Source organism: Methylobacterium sp. 13MFTsu3.1M2 (assembly GCF_900112625.1).
Lineage (GTDB): Bacteria > Pseudomonadota > Alphaproteobacteria > Rhizobiales > Beijerinckiaceae > Methylobacterium.
Window position 1 is genome coordinate 36,291 of sequence record NZ_FOMM01000034.1, and the last position, 19,045, is coordinate 55,335.

At 63.6% G+C, this 19,045-nt stretch carries 21 protein-coding genes; 13 read left to right on the forward strand and 8 right to left on the reverse strand.

Annotation, left to right across the window (positions count from 1 at the left end; all coding sequences use genetic code 11):
* The first annotated feature begins 98 nt into the window (after nucleotides 1–98).
* Nucleotides 99–467, forward strand: a complete 369-nt coding sequence (locus BM314_RS31100) for an efflux RND transporter permease subunit (protein ID WP_244540045.1) — start codon at nucleotides 99–101, stop codon at nucleotides 465–467.
* 256 nt (nucleotides 468–723) lie between these two features.
* On the forward strand, nucleotides 724–951 hold the full coding sequence (locus BM314_RS26705) for a hypothetical protein (protein WP_020094694.1): 228 nt from the start codon (nucleotides 724–726) through the stop codon (nucleotides 949–951).
* Nucleotides 952–970: 19 nt separating this feature from the next.
* On the opposite strand, the gene BM314_RS26710 is transcribed toward BM314_RS26705, so the two are convergent.
* Entirely contained in the window at nucleotides 971–1,243 is a 273-nt protein-coding gene (locus BM314_RS26710; RefSeq protein ID WP_091981406.1) for a hypothetical protein, read from the reverse strand.
* A gap of 206 nt (nucleotides 1,244–1,449) precedes the next feature.
* Here BM314_RS26710 and BM314_RS26715 point away from each other — a divergent pair, with 206 nt between their 5' ends.
* Nucleotides 1,450–1,740: a hypothetical protein gene (locus BM314_RS26715; RefSeq protein WP_020094692.1), complete on the forward strand. Its 291-nt coding sequence runs from the start codon at nucleotides 1,450–1,452 to the stop codon at nucleotides 1,738–1,740.
* Between the two features lie 453 nt (nucleotides 1,741–2,193).
* Here the strand turns inward: BM314_RS26715 and BM314_RS26720 are convergent, their stop codons facing one another.
* Nucleotides 2,194–3,444 carry a type II toxin-antitoxin system HipA family toxin gene (locus tag BM314_RS26720; RefSeq protein ID WP_091981407.1) on the reverse strand — a complete coding sequence of 417 codons (1,251 nt, stop codon included), beginning with the start codon at nucleotides 3,442–3,444 and terminating at the stop codon, nucleotides 2,194–2,196.
* 691 nt (nucleotides 3,445–4,135) lie between these two features.
* On the opposite strand from BM314_RS26720, the gene BM314_RS26725 reads away from it, so the two are divergent.
* From BM314_RS26725 to BM314_RS30290, 5 genes are all read left to right on the forward strand, one after another.
* Complete coding sequence (locus tag BM314_RS26725; RefSeq protein WP_091981410.1) at nucleotides 4,136–5,026, forward strand: hypothetical protein; 891 nt, start codon at nucleotides 4,136–4,138, stop codon at nucleotides 5,024–5,026.
* Between the two features lie 71 nt (nucleotides 5,027–5,097).
* Complete coding sequence (locus tag BM314_RS26730; protein WP_091981411.1) at nucleotides 5,098–5,580, forward strand: hypothetical protein; 483 nt, start codon at nucleotides 5,098–5,100, stop codon at nucleotides 5,578–5,580.
* A gap of 14 nt (nucleotides 5,581–5,594) precedes the next feature.
* A complete protein-coding gene (locus tag BM314_RS31105) occupies nucleotides 5,595–7,319 on the forward strand; it encodes an AAA family ATPase (RefSeq protein ID WP_244540046.1) in 1,725 nt (574 codons plus the stop codon).
* Nucleotides 7,320–7,568: 249 nt separating this feature from the next.
* Complete coding sequence (locus BM314_RS30285; protein WP_139237885.1) at nucleotides 7,569–8,108, forward strand: hypothetical protein; 540 nt, start codon at nucleotides 7,569–7,571, stop codon at nucleotides 8,106–8,108.
* A 292-nt stretch (nucleotides 8,109–8,400) separates the two neighbouring features.
* Complete coding sequence (locus BM314_RS30290; RefSeq protein ID WP_139237886.1) at nucleotides 8,401–9,525, forward strand: plasmid recombination protein; 1,125 nt, start codon at nucleotides 8,401–8,403, stop codon at nucleotides 9,523–9,525.
* A gap of 749 nt (nucleotides 9,526–10,274) precedes the next feature.
* On the opposite strand, the gene BM314_RS26745 is transcribed toward BM314_RS30290, so the two are convergent.
* The 4 genes from BM314_RS26745 to BM314_RS26760 form a co-directional block, all read right to left on the reverse strand.
* Nucleotides 10,275–10,604, reverse strand: coding sequence for a hypothetical protein (locus BM314_RS26745; RefSeq protein WP_091981415.1), 330 nt, complete (start codon nucleotides 10,602–10,604; stop codon nucleotides 10,275–10,277).
* A 10-nt stretch (nucleotides 10,605–10,614) separates the two neighbouring features.
* A complete protein-coding gene (locus tag BM314_RS26750; RefSeq protein WP_091981418.1) occupies nucleotides 10,615–11,367 on the reverse strand; it encodes an FkbM family methyltransferase in 753 nt (250 codons plus the stop codon).
* Between the two features lie 10 nt (nucleotides 11,368–11,377).
* On the reverse strand, nucleotides 11,378–11,749 hold the full coding sequence (locus BM314_RS26755) for a hypothetical protein (RefSeq protein WP_091981420.1): 372 nt from the start codon (nucleotides 11,747–11,749) through the stop codon (nucleotides 11,378–11,380).
* Between the two features lie 138 nt (nucleotides 11,750–11,887).
* Entirely contained in the window at nucleotides 11,888–13,303 is a 1,416-nt protein-coding gene (locus tag BM314_RS26760) for a phosphomannomutase (protein WP_091981422.1), read from the reverse strand.
* Between the two features lie 211 nt (nucleotides 13,304–13,514).
* Here BM314_RS26760 and BM314_RS26765 point away from each other — a divergent pair, with 211 nt between their 5' ends.
* From BM314_RS26765 to BM314_RS26785, 5 genes are all read left to right on the forward strand, one after another.
* Entirely contained in the window at nucleotides 13,515–13,967 is a 453-nt protein-coding gene (locus tag BM314_RS26765) for a DUF4214 domain-containing protein (RefSeq protein ID WP_041372277.1), read from the forward strand.
* Nucleotides 13,968–14,200: 233 nt separating this feature from the next.
* The gene (locus BM314_RS26770; RefSeq protein WP_091981425.1) at nucleotides 14,201–15,202 is read left to right on the forward strand and encodes a GHMP family kinase ATP-binding protein; all 1,002 of its coding nucleotides are present in this window, start codon (nucleotides 14,201–14,203) and stop codon (nucleotides 15,200–15,202) included.
* Nucleotides 15,203–15,269: 67 nt separating this feature from the next.
* Nucleotides 15,270–16,202, forward strand: a complete 933-nt coding sequence (locus tag BM314_RS26775) for an NAD-dependent epimerase/dehydratase family protein (RefSeq protein ID WP_091981426.1) — start codon at nucleotides 15,270–15,272, stop codon at nucleotides 16,200–16,202.
* 79 nt (nucleotides 16,203–16,281) lie between these two features.
* The gene (locus tag BM314_RS26780; RefSeq protein WP_091981451.1) at nucleotides 16,282–16,869 is read left to right on the forward strand and encodes a D-sedoheptulose 7-phosphate isomerase; all 588 of its coding nucleotides are present in this window, start codon (nucleotides 16,282–16,284) and stop codon (nucleotides 16,867–16,869) included.
* Between the two features lie 10 nt (nucleotides 16,870–16,879).
* The gene (locus BM314_RS26785) at nucleotides 16,880–18,118 is read left to right on the forward strand and encodes an HAD-IIIA family hydrolase (RefSeq protein ID WP_244540047.1); all 1,239 of its coding nucleotides are present in this window, start codon (nucleotides 16,880–16,882) and stop codon (nucleotides 18,116–18,118) included.
* 55 nt (nucleotides 18,119–18,173) lie between these two features.
* Here the strand turns inward: BM314_RS26785 and BM314_RS30770 are convergent, their stop codons facing one another.
* The gene (locus BM314_RS30770) at nucleotides 18,174–18,323 is read right to left on the reverse strand and encodes a hypothetical protein (protein ID WP_020094679.1); all 150 of its coding nucleotides are present in this window, start codon (nucleotides 18,321–18,323) and stop codon (nucleotides 18,174–18,176) included.
* Nucleotides 18,324–18,421: 98 nt separating this feature from the next.
* Entirely contained in the window at nucleotides 18,422–18,883 is a 462-nt protein-coding gene (locus tag BM314_RS26790; RefSeq protein ID WP_244540048.1) for an NUDIX hydrolase, read from the reverse strand.
* Nucleotides 18,884–19,045: the final 162 nt, after the last annotated feature.

The following is a 19,045-nucleotide window of genomic DNA, read 5'->3' on the forward strand; positions in this document are numbered from 1 at the left end:
AGACCTCGTCGATCCCGCCGCGCGGCCTTCCGAGTTCGCCGCCGGCCGGCGGGAAATCCTGCGTCACGGGCGCACCGGGGATGTCGGCGACTGCCGCTATGAGACTCAAGCCATGGCCGGCGGTCCGGCGCGAGGCCTCCGCGCGGTCGACGCGGCGGAAGACCTCGCTGCACTTCCCCGGCGTCAACCCGGCGCTGGTTCTGCGCGTCGAGCCGTTGTCGGTTCCGACGGCGACAGGTTTCATAACGCCCTTCGGCATCGCGATCCTGAACGGCGTCGTGCTCGCGAGCTACATCCGCGATCTGGAGGCGTCCAACTCCGGTGTCCGGGAGGCCGCCATCCACGCCGCCGCGAAGCCGCTGCGGCCTGTGATCATGACGGCTCACCTTACGGCACTGAACTTCCGGCTATGGCGTTCTCGACCAGCACCGGCGCGGAGGTTCGGCGGCCGCTCGCCACCGCGGTGATCGGGGTCCTGATCGCCGCGACCCCGCTCACCCTGGTGCTGCTGCCGGCGATCGATACCACCGTCGCCGGCCTTCACCGCCCTTCGAGTGGTCCCGGCCCCCTCCGGGATACGGTTCCAAAGCGCGGCGGCGCGCGGCGACCGACCCGTGGACGCGACAAAGTATCCGCAATCGGTATGTGGATACGCAATTCTGTGCTGATGCCGGGACGATGCTCAGGCGACTATGCTGAACTGACACGGAGCGGGAGTCCGGCATGTTGGACGGCGACGCCTTTGCCCACGAGATCGCGGCGCTCCTGATCGCCGACATCAAGACCTCCGGTGCGCGCACGCGCGGCGAGATCGAGGAGGCCTGCCGGATTTCCCTCGATAGCCTGCTCGGCGGCACCGCGGTGCCGCCGCAGATCGCCGTACTGATGCCGATCGGCCTGGAGCGGTGGCCGCGGGTGGTCGTGAAGGGACGGCCCCTACCGGACGTGTAGGCCGGCGCCGCTCGCCCCCTCAGCGGCCGATGACGCCGGTGCCCCCGGTCGGGCCGATGGCGTTCGGCCCGGTATTCGGAGCGGGCGTGGCGGCTTGGTTCCTCTGGATGTCCATCCGCAGCGTATTGCTCTGGGTCGTCTGCTCCTGTCGCAGAGCGCGGACCTGACCGCTGGTCTCCATGGATTGGTTGGCGGCGTTCGGATTGTTCTGCTGCACCTGGGCCAGGGCGGGTGTCGCGGCCGCGGCCAGACCGAGGCTCGCGGCGGTGAGCGTGGCGATGAGGAGGCGCATTGAAAAGCTCTCGCGCTGATGGATCCTGTGGAGTTGACACGCCGACGGCCCGCCAAGTTCCATTCCGGTCGCGTCAGGTTGCCGTCCTCGCCGTTTGGCGGGGTGGTTAGCCAATTCCTGCCGACCGACGGCGTTCTTCACGCCTTGTTAACGCATCGGGGCAAGGCTGTCGGTGGCGTCGGGTGCGGGACGTTGAGAGGGGCGTGATGCGGGCCTTGTCGGCGGAGGATGAACAGGCTGTCGATCGGCTCACGCTGCAGCTTCTTCACGACGCCTATTGCGACCTCGCGGCGGTCCTGCGCGGTGCCCAGCCCCAGGCGGCTGCGGCGATTCTCGGGGTCATGGAGCAGCGCGTGACCGACGTCCTGACCCGGATCTGCCGGCAGGGTTCGGAAGGGGCGGCCTCGGTGGAGATAGCCGTCGCCGTCGGCGAGCGGATCGGGGAGATCATGGATCAGGCCCACGGACGGGACGTCGCCGGCACGCGAGCCGCTTGATTTGGAGTGATCACGAACGCCGGCGCAACCAGCGTGTTCTACGCCCTGCGCATACTCTACCATTCAAGGCTCAGCTGAAGTTACGGGCCGCGCAAAACTAATTTTTGGCGTACATGATGTGATGTTTTAGTTTTCGAATATAAGCATCTTGGATCGCAATCGTTAATTTTTGTATTGCTCAGCTCGCATGCAATGCTCCGCCGCTGCAAAAATATCTTCATAATTATATTGCCTCGGGTCGAAAAGCCAGCTTATGGCTTTGTGGGGCCATTACGGCGTGTTCGAAGTCCTTGTGTTGTTTGGCGACATAAGTTTTGATGGGAGTTTTAGGGGAGCCCAGATCCTTCATGCCGTATCCAATTTGCATTTCGAGTATATCTCTCGAAGTATGCAAATTTTTGCTTCGTTGTTCCATCTTGTCACGGGCGTGGCGCCATTTGATGGCGCGGACTTTCATTGTGACGCGGCGGTCCTGGGTAGCGAGCCGAAGCATGCCAAGAGTATTTCTCGATCCCGTCGCGACACGCCTCGGGCGTCGAAAAAAGCTGGGATGCGCGAGGTGGCTTCATGAACCTCATCGAGAATGGAACTGGCTTCGGCAGCGGAGAGGCCAAATTTTGTGTAGGCCGCGAATGCGGCGCACGGGTTGCATTCCCGGCTGATACCGGGAGCCGGGGCGCAGACATGCTTGGTGCCCGACGGATGCGGGACAACATCAAACACCGGTGAAAGATTCCAGCCGGTCCCATCGTTGATGAAAGCGTGGTTGCGCAAATGATCGTCTGTGTTGCGGAGATAGGTATTGACCAGGAGCCTGCGAAAAATCTCGCGTTCCGGCTCGTGCACACCGATACGGCGCGCGGCTGCCGCGATGTCCAAATAGGTCTTGCTTGTCGCATAACCATAAGCTGGCTCGCCCAGCAAAGTGCCGGCACTGAGGTAAGACAAACACGCTCCGGCCGAGGATCGGTCAAAACGTGACACCAAGAGAACCGGCCTGTCGTTTACGATACGAAGCTCCCGCTCCGGGACTTGAAGGCCTGCTGCTTCAGCGAAATCGAGGCAAACCGCTTCAGCCCTGGGATTGTCGAACCTGTCGTCCCACGCGGAAAATTTGGCTATCCATTCTTTTTCTGAAATCCGAACACGCGCCTTTGGTCGAGCTCCCCCAATATCCGAACTGTGGATGAGTAGCTGCGCGAGCTGGCTCGCCGACACTTCGCCTTCCTCGTATTTCTCTGCTGCCATGAGCGCATCTTCGAGATCGTCCTCGCTTTGAGCGCGCTCAAGCGCTGGGTCCATCCTGGGTGTCCACCTCTCGGGAGCCTCTGGCGTTGAGCCGAAGGCCAGATCGCCAGTCCGCGACAGGCCGCCCAGAGCCAGAAATTCCGGCATGCCGAGTTCCAGTTCTGGGAATACCTGTGTCAGGATTCCTTTGCCCCAGCCGTCGGGGCCTGCATCGTGAAAGGCCAGATGGACCTCTCCCAGGGCCGCAGGCCGCCACTTGTTTCCGAGCGGCAAGCCAATGGGGTCAATCGGCTTGCGTCCTTCTGAAGCTAGATAGTCGGAGCTATAGGCAAAACGACCGAGCCGCCGTGAGGAGCCGCCTTCGAAGACCAAGAGGCCGATGGGCACATAGCCGCTCAGCCCTGACCGAAACACGTGCAGTTCCTCGATGCGGTTGTACTTAGAGGTTCGCCACATACCCGCTCACAATGATCACGCGGCGATCCAGCATGGCATCCGCTGTGTCTCTGATGTGAGCACACAGGCAAATGTCGCCACGTTGATCTGTGCGGATCGGTGAGATCAGCGCAGTGTGCAAAAATCTGCTGGCGACAACCGGCCACCCGGCCGTCCGGCGATCATGCGATGTGATGCGCTCACCCGCAACAAGGAAATGGGCGCCAGGCTTCCGTTAACGATCGCGACAGGAAGGACTTCCTCAAGATCATATTGCCGCATCTGCGGCCTTCTCAAAGATGCCGATCCACGCCAAGTTCGTCCCTGGCAGACCACCCGCACACGCCGCGCCGCTCTTTAGCAGAGGGCGGCCGGCACCGGTGTTAGCAGCACCGAGCGCCGGCCTGACCACGATCCGTATCGTTAGGAGATACAGACTATGGCTGTGACCTTCACTACCGGCGTTATCACGCCGACGAAACTGGCCCGATGCATGAATTCCGGGCAGTCCCAACCCCCCGTCCCGGCAACTCGCCTGATCGCCTGAAGGTGCGCTGGCACGCGATACGCCGTGCTTCAGCGTCTCCTCACTATCCCGCAATCCTGACGCCCTCGTCACTGCCAGCCTGAAGCTGCGAAATACGAGCCCGTTCGTCGCCCTGCCATTTGGTGAAGGGCGCGCGGGTTGGCGTCGCCTGGACGGAAACCATCCATGACCATCGTCGTCCCTCACCCCGCCGCCCAGCGCGGCGGCCGACAGCGGTTATCTGCACGTGGGCAGCCTGGATCCGCGACCGCCAGCCGGATCACCGTCCCGCTCGGGAGCGCCGCGGCACTCGGCTGCGGCCACGTTCAGCCCGCGATCCCGCAGATCTGCGCACCCGAACTGATGGCCGCAGCCCAGGCCGCGCTCGACGGCGCGTTCCGGGCGACCTTCGTGCCCGATCCCCTGCTCGGACCGGGCTTGTCGCAACTCGGATCCGTGCTGGCCTCCATGGTCAAGAGGCACGGGTCCCTCATCGAGGCGGCGATCACGGACGTCCTTGAGCGAAGCGGGCGCTACCTGGTGCTGCGCAACGTCGCGATGCCGATCACCGTTCCGACCCAGGAACTCGTCCGCGCCAGCAGCGTCGCCCAGCTCAACCAGACCTCGATCGAACTCGCGGGCGCCGTCGCGCAGTCGGTATTTCTCGACCTGATCGTCGTCGACCGGAAAGAGAGCCGAGCCATCATCGCCGAGGTCAAAAGAGGCTCCGGAAAAAATGAGGCTAGGAAAATCCACCAAGTCGAATGGGTACTGCGGTGCGCGCAGGTCCAGGGCCGCTCGTTTCTGGCTTCACTCGGCTATGAGGTCGCGCAAATCCGCGCCGTGCTGATCGACGTCTATGGACGGGCCGGGTACGGTGATGACCTTACGGTGAGCGGACCGGCCATAGATCAGCTGTTCGCGACCCCGGTCTTGGCAGCGCTCGAGACTGTGACGGCGGCGCTTCAAGCCCGATTGCGCGCGGCTGTGCCGGACCTTCTGACGATGGCGTTGGCGAGCCTCGCCGTTCCTGAGAACGTCAAACACCCGCACTCGCCCGGGCCGCTCGCGCCCTAACCGCACCACGCTGGCATCAGGTCGCGGCCGCGACCTGATGCGTCCATCTCGCTCTCCATCAATCCCGCACCGTGCGCCTGCGCGCCGTCGCGCTCTCCAGGTCTGTCTCAATGACACTCGCTCGTGACCCCGATGCCCATCTCTCCGGCACAACTGACGCGGCCAAACTCTCGCTGCCGCTGTCCTGGTGGCGCGTCCTCGCCCCTGAGGCGCTCGATATGGCAGCGCAGTGCCGCCTGTCCGCTGCCCTGAATGCCGTGCAGCCCCTGCCGTCCCCCGACTGGTCCGCTGCTTGCCGGGGCGATTCGGCGGCTGCGATCCATATCGCCCTCAACGTCCTCGCCGAGGCCATCGCCTTTCCTGGGCGCCTCGATCCGGCGATGTCGGCGATCTGCCTCTGTGCCGTACGAGGTGACGGCTCCTGCATCGACCTGCTCGTGCACGTGCTCGGGCGGCGCGCTCGACGCCGGGCTGATCTCAAGGTGCTCTGCCTCGCCCATGCTTGGTGCTCCGTTCCGCGCCGCGGTTCCGATCGCGTCGGCGTCGCCCGCTGAGAGGGAGGAAGCCGATGGCATTCTCTTCGACCCCGCCTGCTCTGCAGATCGACTCCGAGGCGGCACGTCGCCTGATCGAACCGATGCTTCCGCGCCGCCTGCGCGCCTGCCTCGCTCAGGATCTGCGCGTGGCTTCTGCTTGCTCTGAGCTCGCCCTCGAGATCACCACCCTCGCCCCGGATGCCGAGGCGCTCGTCTCCGCCTGGATCGGGGCGGCCTCTTCGGAAGGCGGCTTGTGGCGTGACCGTCGATGGATAGCCCGACGATCCACTCTGATCCGGTTCCTCGACGTTTGGGCCGTGGAGCACGATCAGCCTGTGGCGCGGGCGTTGGCCGATGTCGCGACGCTGTTGTCCTGCGCCGGCGATGATCGCAGAGCTGCAGCGCGCTTGGCCCAGCCCCTGTGGCTGGAACGCGAAGCGGTTCTCGACCTCCGGAATGGGTTTGCAGCGCTGGCCGAGGCGCAGACGCGCCTCACTATCGGACGCGTCGCCGAACAGGGTGCCGATTCGGACATCACCGGGGCGACCGATCTCGCTGTCGCGCTGCAGGCTGCTTGGCACGACGCGCTCACGGACGCGCTTCTGACGTTCTCCGAGAAGACGAGCAGCGCCATTGCAGCGGCCGCCGCCCTGGCCTGTGGCGCCGATGATGCCTTCGCCAGCGACGTGGCACTCGTCCACGCGCTCGTGCCCGTTGGGGAGGTCTTGACACGACCCGTCGCAGACAGCGCGGCGACGCGGGAGCGGCGCAGATGGAAGTCGATCGAGGCTCAGCTCGTCAAAAAAAGCGAGGCGCGCCAGCGAGAGAAGGCGGCGACCGTCGACACCATGCCACAGCGGCCGGATGCCGATGCCCCACCCGCGGAAGTGCACAAAGGCCACGTCCTCGTCGTTCCGGCGATCCAGGAAACCGGGAGTGACCGCGGCAAATCCATCGCCCGCGGTTATGAGCACATCATCGGCAAGCCGCTCCCGCTGGTCGCCGTGCCGGATCTCGCAGCCGTACGCACGCGGCTCGTCTTCGAATTTCCTTACGCTCAGGTTACGATCGACAGGCTTCTGGCCGACCTGATCGGACGTGAGTACACCACGTTCCGGCCGACCCTGCTGATCGGGCCGCCGGGAGCCGGCAAGACCCGCCTCATCGCCAGGATTGCCTTCCATCTCGGGCTGGGGTTGTGGCGAGTCGATGCGACGCGCGACGCCGGCGCATCGCTGGGTGGCCTCGACCGCCGTTGGGCGACATCGGAACCGGCGCATCCGATCATGGCGGTAGCTCGGACCGGTAGTGCCAACCCCCTGATGCAGATCGATGAATTGGAGAAATCCGCGACCCGTTCGGATCACGGTAGGCTCTGGGATGCCCTGCTTTCGATGCTCGAACCGGAGACCGCCCGAACCTACCAAGACCCTTGTTTCCAGACGGAGACTGATATCAGCCGTGTCTCGTGGCTGGCCACTGGTAATGAGATCGGCAACTTGCCCGCCCCTCTGCTTGATCGCCTGCGCGTGCTGGAAATGCCGGCCCCGAGCCACGCAGATCTCGATGCTCTGCTCGAACCGGTCCTGGCAGGAATCGCGGCCGATCACGAGCTCGCTCCCGCCTTCATTGCGCCGCTCGACGGCGAGGAGATCGCGTTGCTTCGACGATCCTGGCGAGGCGGCTCGGTCAGGCGGCTGATTCGCTTGGTCGAGGCTGTTGTCAATGCGCGCGAAACTCTCGCTGTGCGACAGTAGATTAACGTGATCGATCGCCGGAGAGGGTATATCGCCCTCCGGTGATATTCTGTCACCCGCATGAGCCGTGACTCTGCAACGATCGTGCATTCTACCGTGCTGAATAGGCTGCAAATTACTTGCGTAATCATCGAGACTGTAATTTTTAGATATATCTGGTGAATTTTTGTCATCATCAACGATTGTAATTGATATCGAGATTTCTTCTTCAGATTCGTTTGAGCTCTCTCGACTCTTCCCTCGAGACACTTGTTCACCGACGTCGCCAGTCTGCGAAACTGCGCTACCGGAAACACCGACCTTTACGGAAGTCTCACGCCACAAGGGATCGAATGCTCGGCGTGCACGGAACTGTTGATCCTCAGGTTCGAGCATGACTACGACGATAGGTTCTGGCCCATCACGGTGGAGGATCGCCGCACGGGCGGCTTCCCCGTGTTGTGCCAGGATCGAGGCGCGAATCGTGGATGGCGACAGTTCGCCTCCCGTGCTGGCGTCGAGCGCCGGGCCGATATCGACAGTTGCGACCTTCATGTGGGCCGGCAATCGCTTGACGACGCCATTCGTGGTCACGGTCCGAGCCTCATGAACCCGCGCGTCGAGGTCAGCGGCATATCCAATGGTGTCGCCAAGGATGGTGATCGAAGCTCGGGCGCCCTCTCCGCGTGGACTCAGAATCCGGGAAGCCTCCTGCAACGCCGCTGCCTTCGCAACGAAGAAGCGCTTCAAATTGAAGGTTCCGGCAGCCATGGTTGGGACCTCGCGGTATGCCGGGAGGATAGGCGCTGACGGCGATGAAAATCGGAAGCGAAAAATTTAGATCGGCGTGACCTCGGGCATGGCGCTCACTAGGTCCCCTAGTGGGTCCTGAACCTATCCCTGAACCCGCTCGGGATTGGGATAAAATTTTTCTGCTTCGCATCGGACGGGAGATGTTGCCCAGGAGCGATCCCTCCAAGCATGAGGTGCTCATGAACGAGGTCCGACGCTGACCCTTGAGGTTACGACTCATCAGGGACCATCGCGATTTTCGTCGCACCTGGCCAAGCTAGAGAAACGAACAGGCCAGGGGGCGCGAACCATGACACATTTCACGTGTGTCCGTGTCGAACGTATCAGAGACCGCAGCGAGCTAGCCCGCATCGCGTCGCACGGTCTGCGGCTTGATCCCAGCAGCAAGGCGCGTGTGGACCCGGCTCGAACGCCGCTCAACCGCTCGGGATCGGACTATGCGGAGAACCCGCTGGATCTCTCGAAGGCGCTCGAAGGCTTCCTCAAAGCAAACGGTGCCCGACTATACGGACGCGCGCCGATCGGCCTCCACGTCCTCGTAAGCGTCAGCCCCGGCTGGATCACTGAAGTCGGCGAATTGCACGATCCCCAAAATACGCGGAACGTTCAGTTGGCTCAACAAGCTGTGGACTGGGTCCAGCGAGCACTTGGCGGGGGGAGGCCCTGCGTCGTGGCCTGGCGGCAGGATCTCGATGAGAAGGGCGGCGGGGTCGTGGACATCGTGGCCGCGCCGACCCGCGCTGCAAAGCTAAATCGGTTCAAAGATGATGTCACCATCGTGTCGGTGACGGCCGCACTCGAAGCGCACCGTGCTCTACATCCTGAGGACCCAACCGCGTTCGGCGCGCTTCAGACTTCATGGGCAGCTCACGCCGCCAAGACTCTGGATCGCACGCTTCGTCGCGGCACGCGCAAGGTCAATCAGCCCGCCGAGCACCTCGATCCAGAGCGTTACGGCCGGCTGGTAGATGCGGCTCGCGACGAGGCCAAGGCCGTAGCGGCGCAGGATCTCGCCGAAGAGCGGGCAGTTCTGGATGCCCGCGAGCGACGGTTGGAAATCGCGGAGGAGAAGATCGCTCGGTTCGAGGCTGGGATGGCAGCCGAAAGAGAAGGGATCATGGCGGAGGCCCGAGCTAAGGTTGATGACGCCCTCAACGCTATCGCGATCGGGATCGATGCGCTGACCGATGGTAGGATCGTCGCCGTTGAGCATTGTGCAGAGAGCGGTGAGCTTCTTCTCATTCCCGACATGAATCTTGATGCCGCCGAAAGATCCGCGTTGTGGGAGGCAGTTACTCCGGGCCTGCCCGCTGGACTAATGACGGTCCTTGGATACATCCAAGCGGAGGCGGCTCGATCAAGAGAGGCCAGAAATGGCGACCACGCTAGGCATCCTTCCCCGAGCCACTTCTGAGTTTGATTTCAGAATCTATATGGAACGCGCTTCGATAACGGGTCTGACCACGCCAGATGTGCGGCTGTAGCGACGGGAGAGAAGCCGGATGGTCTCCGCCAGATCGTCCTGGCTGAGATAGAATGCAAAGCTTGCAGCCTCGGGTTTAGGCTGAAGCTCAAGCATTCGCTCGGGTGAGCTATGGACTCAGCGTTGGAAGATGCACTATGGTCGGTTAGCGACGCTGCACTATTCGGGTTCGATTGCATCGTCCCCGCGCGTGTTGAGATTTGCGCAGGTGATGTACACAGTTCTGGTCGGACCATCGACCAAACATCGCTCCGCGTCGGTCTGCAACCTCGCGGCGCCGTATTTGGCGACGGAGAGGGCTAATTTTTCAACTGCTCTACCGCGAACTTATGCGCAAGCCTGCCTACTCCGCCGAATAGTCCGCCAGGCAGGCAGCGTTCCCAGCCACCGAGCTGATGTCAATTTTACGAGCGATGTAATATTGACTGGGTTCTGCCCACGCACCAAAGATGGCCATGCAATTTTGATCGATAGTGCGGGAAAATTTGGAATACTTATAACTAACGATTAATTTGCCCAAATCGCCTGCGCCAAAATATTTCATATTGATAGTCCTTCGTTAAATTTGGCGCGCATTTATATTGTTATGCCGGCTCGCGCTAAACGTATTCTCCCATCCTAATTTCGCCAGCTTTGATCGACTTACGACCGATCTCAATTCTCGATTTAAATTGCACGTTTCAGGCGTGCTGAGCTGACGGAATTTGTTGCTCAAGATGCGCGCGTAGGATCGAGTAGCATTTGACAACCTCCTCGAGTCTCTCGGCGTTGAGTCGCCGCATATGCTCGGACCCGTCGGGCTGCCTGTAGGCCGTCGCATAATAGGCAGCTTGAGCCTTCAGCTTGGTGGCGACAAAATCCAAATCGCCCGACCAAGTCGCTTCGGCGCGTACACGGTGAAGGCGCTGGGCGATCTCTAGCCAGTGCAAGTCGAGTGCGATCCCGCTGCCCATCTGCTTGAAAAGGTCGAACATCGAGTCGAGGATCTCGATCGCGGTCTGTGCTGACATGCCGGCTCCGTTAGGTCGATGCTGCGACCAGATCAGGTCGGACGTACCAATCATCGAACAGCGAGAGTTGCCGGAATCGTCGGCGATAGCCGAGTCCGGTCAGAAGGCCATATATCTTGTCGCGGCTGTCGGAGAAGTTGTGTTCGACACTTATTAGCGCGATATCGTAGCTTGTAAAATCGAAGCTCTCCAGGACGTCGAACTCGCCGCCCTCTACATCGATGCTCATGTAGTCGATCTGCTTCGGCGCCCGCGCCTCCGAGAGAAAACGGTCCAGCGAGATTGTCTGGACTGGGTATTGTCGCCTATCTTGACGAAATTGGGAATGAAAATCGCCTGCTGCGAATTCATCCATCCCGGACAGCTCGCCGATATCAACCTCATTGAACAAGACTTCGACGCCATTGGTCTTGTGAACGCACTTGTCAGTGATGTAGCAGTTTCGGTTATCATACAATGCCGCATGCCAAGCGCGGGCAGGCTCGGCGAGAGCGCCCTGCCAGCCATAGGCCTTCTCAAGAAGAAGCGTGTTGCTCAGGCTTATACCATCGCAGGCACCAAATTCGACGAAATATCCGTTCCGCTTCTCATTCAATTCGTACAGCGCCCACAGATCCTGTAGAAGCTGCGCGTTGGAAAGGGGCGCTCTCTTCGCCGCAAATGAGAGGAAATCGAGCTCCGAGCTCACGATATGCGGCGGCGCTTCCAGATTGTCCCTGAGATTGACCAGTGCATTGAACACCGTCAGGAGCTCGACATCCATGGCTCTCTGCTCAACCTGTTACTTGGGATCGATGGGGTTGGGTCTGGAACGGGCGGATCGAGGCGCCGTGCCGCGTCTGTAGGATCCGATTTGAGCCGTCGAACAGGACCGTGTGCTGAACCGAATCAACGCCGTGATCGGGGATGGTCTGGGCCGCCCTACGAATAGCGGACAGGAACCCTTTACGGCTGAACCCGTAGGGACGAAGGCTCTCCAACAAGGCGTCGATTAGCTTCGTATGGCCTTCGGCCCGCGCCTGGGCCAGATCGCGGTCGCGCACGGCGCGGTCGCGTTCGGCCCGCAGCAGCGACAGTTCGATCTGTTGCTGCTGGATCTGGCGAATGAACTTCGTGTCAATGTCGTGAGCGAGATTCTTCGGCATTCGGTAGCTCAACAGGCCCGGGAGGGGACGGGTTCGTAACGCGGTTGGTGACACCTCGGCGTCAAGCGACAGCGGCCTTACGTGATCACAGCCACCGAGGTGGACCGGTTATCGAGATGGCACGGCAATCCCTGTTCTCTAGATCGCTTCGGCCATGGCGGTGGCGGCTGTCGCGAGGCCCCATCGCACGAGATTCTGAGCCTCGGTCACCGACTTGGCCTCAGCGTAGCAGCGCAACTCCGGCGCGTTGCCGGAAGCCCGGAAGTGGATCGTCCGCCCGCCGTCCAGCTCGATCCGGATCCCATCCTGCTCGTCGATGGATTCCGGCGCTCCGATCGGTCGGAGGAACGACACCCGGAAGGCCTCCTCGCGCAAGCGGCCCAGGAAGGCGCTGCTCCGTTCGGACGGCGTGTTGGGGAGCCGGTCGCTCGCCATCTCCCCCGCATCGAGGGAGGTCACGAGGTCGGCCAGCGAGGTGCCGGCCGCGCGCGTCGCGGCCAGTGTCGCCAGGATCGGCAGCATGGCATCGCGCGTCGGCAGGGCCGGGAGGGTTCTGCCGTCGCGTGTGATGTCCGAGCCGAGCAGGAAGCCGCCATTCGCCTCGAAGCCCGCCACGATGGCCGCACCGGAGCGCCGCACTTGTTCCATGCCGGCGATGACGTAGGGCGAGCCCACTCTCGTGCGCAGGACCTGCTTGAAGCCGCCGGAACGCTCCAGCGCCGAACCGGCCGTCACGGGCACCACGACCGCGTCGGCCCCGAGGAAGCGTGCCGTAATCAGGCCGAGCACGTCGCCACGCACGATCCGGCCCGCCTCATCGGCGATGAGAGGCCGGTCGGCGTCGCCATCGGTGGTCACGAGCGCGTCGAAATCGCCCGAGGCCATCGCGTCACGAATGAACGCGATATCCTCGGGCCGATGTGCCTCGGTGTCGATGGGCACGAAAGTCTCGGACCGGCCGATCGTCGTGACTTGTGCGCCGAAGCCGGTGAGCAGATCGGCCAGGAGATCGCGGGCGACGGAACTCTGCTGGTAGATCGCGATGCGCAGGCCAGCCAGCATCTCGGACGGGAATGCGTCGATATAGCGGTGCTGGTAGCGGGCCAGGGCGCGGGGTTCGGGTGTGGCAGGGGTCCGTTCCGCCGACACGCCGGCGTGTGCGCGGCGGTCCAGAGCGGCCAAGATTGCCGCCTCGTCCGCCTTCGTGATCTCTCCGTCGGGCCGGTAGAATTTGAGTCCGTTTCGATCCTCCGGGATGTGGCTTCCCGTGATCATGACTGCCCAGGCGCCGCGTCGCATCGCCTCGAGGGCGAGGGCCGGTGTCGGGAGGGCGCCGCATTCGATCGCCGTGAAGCCCGTTGCCGCAGCGGCATCCGCCACCGTCGCGGCGATGCTCGGGCTACTGTCGCGCAGGTCTCGTCCGATCACGACTGCCCGGGGGGCTTCGCCCGACATGGAGCGGAAGAACGCGCTGGCATAGGCGTAGGCCGGCCCTCCGACGAGGTCCGTCACCAGGCCCCTCAAGCCACTCGTACCGAATCTCAGGCTGCTCACGGCGGTTCCGTCAGTGTCGATTGAGTTGGGATCGATCACTGATGCCGCGAAACGCCGTGCATCACAACGTCCGCGACGGGAGCCGGGCGCGCGCACGGGATCCTCACGAAGGCGCCGCACGCGCCTCTGCGCAATACCGTTTACCCTCTCTTAACCATGATTCCAGCATTGAGTCCTACGAGCTCACCTCCAAGTTTCGGCTGTGGTCAGGATGCATTCGCAGGGTCTCGATCTCTCGAACGTGGTCAGTTTGACGATTGCCTTGTCGGAGCGTGTCGCCGAAACGCGGCGACTGGGGCACCTCGTGGCGGTCGATGAGATTGAGGCGATCGGGAACGTGGCCTCCTTTCTGCGACAGAACCTCGACGAGTGGCCCCCTCAATTGAGCCGCGCGATCTGCGACGTGATCACAAGTTCGCCGCGCGGGCGAAGCCGTTCGCTGCTGCTTGTCGAGTACATCCAATCCGGTGCCTTCGATCAGCAGCAGTCGGGGAAGCACACCATGCCGTTCGTGATGGATCTGTACCGTATCGTTCTGGGACGGGACGCGGAGGACGATGCGCTGCGGCACTGGTCTGCCCAGCTGAATGCGGGAAAGATCTCGCGGAGGCAACTTCTGGGGACTGTCATCAGTTCAGAGGAATTCCGTGCGTCGCTGAATTAATCCAGCGCTGCCTATATTTGTTGTGTGTAGGTCAATACATGTGATTTGGATGTTTGTGGCAATATGAGGCGTCGCGAGGCTGTATTCGATAGAGCGCTAAAATATGTTTCCCGCGCACAAGAATGTGTTGATAGAGTCGAGATATGGGTCGATGAAGCGAGCGCTGTCGCCTTTCGCATGGGGGCTGTGCGTCTGAGATCTGCCTGGGCGGATAGGAGCGGCGGAATACCTTCATGCTGACCGTGACTCGGACGCCGCTTCGAATAAGCTTGTTCGGCGGCGGCACAGATTACCCGGAATATTTTGAGCGGGCGCCTGGAGCGGTCGTCGGCGCCGCTATTGATAAGTACATCATCATAGCCGCGCTGGATTTGATAGGGTGTCAGGATTATAATTATAGATTGAGCTATTCCCGCGTCGAGCACTGCGGGCACATCGACGAGATCGAGCATCCGGTGGTGCGGGCGGTGCTCAAATATTTCGACGTCAATCGACGGCTCGATATGAGCATCATCTCCGATTTGCCTGCGGCAGGTAGCGGTCTCGGTTCGTCCTCAGCGTTCACTGTGGGATTTCTGAGAACGATATACGCGATTCAAAATCAGAAACCTACGAAGATCGAACTCGCCAAGAAGGCGATACACGTCGAGCGCGAGATCCTGCGCGAAAACGTCGGCGTGCAGGACCAGCTCCACGCCGCCTTCGGCGGGATCAACCGGTTCGATTTTAGCGGATCCGCCATACGGATCTCGCCCGTTCAGATGAGTTCTGCCGCCATTCAGCAACTCAACGCGTCGATGGTGCTGGTCCATACGGGCATCGCGCGGCGCGCGACGACGACGGTCGCCGCGCAGATCGCCGTGACGCGCGCGCGTGCGATCGACAAGGAATTGTCCGAGCTCTACCGCCTCGTCGAGGAATGCGTCTCTCTGCTCGAAGCGGGGACGAGCGGCTGGCTCGCGCAGCTCGGCGAGATGCTCTCCGCCTCGTGGCGCATCAAGCGGACCCTGTCGCGTGAGGTCTCGAACGCGGTGCTCGACGATCTGTTCGAAGCGATTATCGCGTCGGGGGCTTACGGGGCGAAGCTGTGCGGCGCGGGCGGGGGCGGCTTCTTCCTCGCTCTGATCGATCCCGATCGGCTTCCGGCCCTGATCGAGCGGGTCGCGCCGCTGTCCGTCGTTCCGATCGGCATCGACGTCGACGGGTCCACCCTGATCTATCGCCAGACGCGCTGAGCGGCGTCCTCACAGGCCCCAGCCCGGCCGCAGCCGGGCCGCGGACCCATCGCGACGAGAGGCAACGATGCGAATTCTGATCACCGGCGGCGCGGGCTACATCGGGACGATCCTGGTGCCGATGCTGCTGGAGCGCGGGCATCACGTGACGGTGCTCGACACGTTCAAGTCCGGCGCCCCGGACCTGTTCTCGGCCTGCCAGTACGACACGTTCGAGCCGATCAAGGGTGACGCGCGCGACACGCGCATCCTGGACGAGCTGATCCCGAAGCACGACGTGCTCATCCCCCTCGCGGCCCTGGTCGGCGCGCCCCTGTGCAAGGAGGACGCGATCGGCGCCACGACGCTCAACCGCGACGCCGTGGTGGCGCTGGCGCAGCGCGCGGGCGGCGAGCAGAGGATCGTCTACCCGACGACCAACTCGGGCTACGGCGTCGGCGAGGCCGGCAAGTTCTGCACCGAGGAATCGCCCCTGCGGCCGATCTCGCTCTACGGCACCACCAAGGTGGAGGCCGAGAAGGCCGTGCTCGACAGCGGGCGCGGCGTCAGCCTGCGGCTCGCGACGGTGTTCGGCATGGCGCCGCGCATGCGGCTCGACCTCCTCGTCAACGACTTCACCCACCGGGCCGTGACCGACCGGGCGCTCCTGGTCTTCGAGGGCCACTTCAAGCGCAACTACATCCACATCCGCGACGTCGCCAAAGGCTTCATCCATGCGATGGACAATTACGACCGGATGCGCGGCGAGGCGTACAATCTCGGCCTGTCGAGCGCCAACCTGTCGAAGCTGGAGCTCTGCGCGCGCATCAAGGCGCACGTTCCGAACTTCGTCTACGTCGAGGCCCCGATCGGCGAGGACCCGGACAAGCGCGACTACATCGTGTCCAACGCGAAGCTGGAGGCGACCGGCTGGTTCCCCGATTTCGACCTCGACCGGGGCATCAAGGAGCTGATCAAGGGCTTCCGGATGATCCGCAACTCGCGGTTCGCCAACGTCTGATCGGGATGGGCGGCCTGCAGCGAACGCGCCGCCGGTCGGCCCGACACGGCGGCCGGCGCGGGAACGGACCGAGGTGATCATGAGCGCCATCGTCGATTTTCTCACGCGGACCCGTGACACCTTCCAGGCCGCCCTCGACGATTCCCGCTTCCACGCGACCCTCACCGAGACCGCCGATCTCGTGACCGCGTCCCTGCGCGGCGGCGGCAAGCTCCTGACGATCGGCAACGGCGGCAGCGCCGCCGACGCGCAGCACATCGCGGGCGAGTTCGTCTCGCGGCTCAACTACGACCGGCCGCCGGCCGCGGCCGTGGCGCTGACCACCGACACCTCGGTGATCACCGCGATCGGCAACGATTACGGCTACGAGCACGTGTTCGAGCGGCAGGTTCTGGCCCTCGGGCGGCCGGGCGATGTCCTGCTGGCGCTCTCCACGTCGGGGCGTTCGCCGAGCGTGCTGAAGGCGATGGACGCGGCCCGCGGCCTGGGTCTGCGGGTCGTCGCCTTCACGGGCGCGACGGGCGGGGCGATGCCCGAGCGGGCGGATGTCTGCCTGCACGCGCCGACGGACGCCACGCCGCTGATCCAGCAGATCCACATCACCGCCGCGCACATCGTCTGCGGCCTCGTCGAGGAAAGCCTGTTCCCGCGCGGGACGGCAGCGTGAGGGACGGCCTGTGACCGAGCCAGAGCGGAAGGGTGGAGGCCCCGTCCGGCAAGCCATGATCCTGTGCGGCGGCTTCGGCACGCGCCTCGGCGCGCTGACCTCGGCGATGCCCAAGCCGCTGCTGCCGGTATCGGGTGAGCCGTTCCTGGACGTGCTGCTGTTCGAACTCGGCCGCCACGGCTTCACCGAGATCGTGCTGCTGGCCTCGTTCCACAGCGAGAAGATCCGCGCCTACGCCGCCGACAACCCGGTCGCGCGACGCTTCGGCATGACGCTGCGGGTGTCGGTCGAGCCGGAGCAGGCCGGGACCGGGGGCGCCGTCGTGCACGCCCTTCCCGAGGCCGACGAGACCTTTCTCCTTCTGAACGGAGACTCGTGGTTCGACGTGAACCTGCTGTCCTTGGCCGCCATGGCGGCGCGTCACCCCGATGCGGCGATGGTCCTGTCGCTCCGCCGGGTGCCGAACGCCGCGCGCTACGGCGTCGCGCTCCTCGACGGCGTCCGGATCACAGCCTTCCTCGAGCGGCCGCCTGAGCCGGGTCCCGGTCTCGTCAACGCCGGCGTCTACCTGGTACGCCGCGATGCACTCACCGGCCTGCCCCCGGCCTGCTCACTGGAACGGGACGTCCTGCCCGCGCTGGTCGCCGAGGGCCGCGTGGTCGGCGAGGCCCATGACGGCTACTTCCTCGATATCGGCGTGCCCGAGAGCTACGCCCGGGCCCAGGAAGAGATCCCGGCCCGTCGGAGAAGACCGGCCGCCTTCCTCGATCGCGACGGCGTTCTCAATCACGACCACGGGTATGTCGGTTCCGTGGACCGGTTCCAGTGGATGGCGGGCGCGCGCGACGCCGTCCGCGCGCTGAATGAGGCCGGCTACTTCGTGTTCGTCGTCACGAACCAAGCGGGGGTCGCCCGCGGCTTCTACACCGAGGCCGACGTCGCCCGTCTGACCGCGTGGATGCGGGACGACCTGCGCGAGGCCGGCGCGCATATCGATGATCTCCGCTACTGCCCCTATCATCCGGACGGGACGGTCGAGGCCTACAGGGCGGTCCACGGATGGCGAAAGCCCGAGCCCGGCATGATCCTCGACCTGATGGCCCATTGGGACATCGACCGCGCGCGCAGCTTCCTGGTCGGCGATCACGAGACGGATCTCGCCGCCGGCCGTGCGGCGGGGCTCGCCGTGCATCACTTCAGGTCGGACGACCTGCTCGCCTTCCTGCGAGAGGTCGCGCTGACGGGGTAGGAAGGGCCCCGGGAAGTGCGGGCCCTCGCCGGGCGCGCTTCGTCGTCCGGCACGCTCAGTCGTGCGACTGGATCGAGAGTTCCGCTTCCGCGGCCTCGCGCATGGCGCGATCCCAGTCGAGCTTGCGCTTGGGCGGAGTCTCGCGCTCCGCGTCCGCGGCTTTCCGATCTCGCGGAGCGACGATCTGGATATCGTAATCGGGCACGCTTGAATCCGCTCTTTAACCGATGATTAATCGTAGTGGCGGAACGCGCGGGTCTTGTCAGCGGTTCGATCGCTCGATCCACAATCCGGTGACGGCCATCATCGCGTGCCGGACAGGCCGATCAGGAGCATGGCGGCGTGCACGGCTCCGACGATGGAGCCCGACTGGGCGAGCTGTAAGGCCTCGGCTCGCGGGACGCGCACGACGGCGATGTCCTCGCCGGGATCCGGCTGCGCCGGCCCGGCCGCAGTCACGCGCGCGCGGACGAGATGCATGCGGTTGGCGTAGCGGGCCGGATCCGCGTTCAGGGTGACCACGCGCTCGGCATCGGCGAAGATGTAGCCGGTCTCCTCGCGCATCTCGCGCTCGGCGGCCGCGAGGATGTCGGGGTCGGCGGGGTCGATGGCCCCGCCCGGAAGCTCCAGGCTCGGGCCCCCATAGGCGTGACGGTACTGGCGTACGAGGATGACGTGATCGGCCGCGTCGATGCCCAGCACGAGGGCGATGTCCGGCGTCTCGAGCACGTAATAGGGATCGACGATGTGACCCGACGGCGTCACGCAGTCGTCGGCACGGAGACGGAGCCAGCGATCCTTCATGACGTAGTGGGATTGGCGGACTGTCCAACTCGGTGTCGAGATCATCGCTTTCTTCGGGCTCGGGGCTTGTGCTTCCGGATATGAGCTATGCGGGAGATTGGGTGACGACGGTGTGTTGAAGGC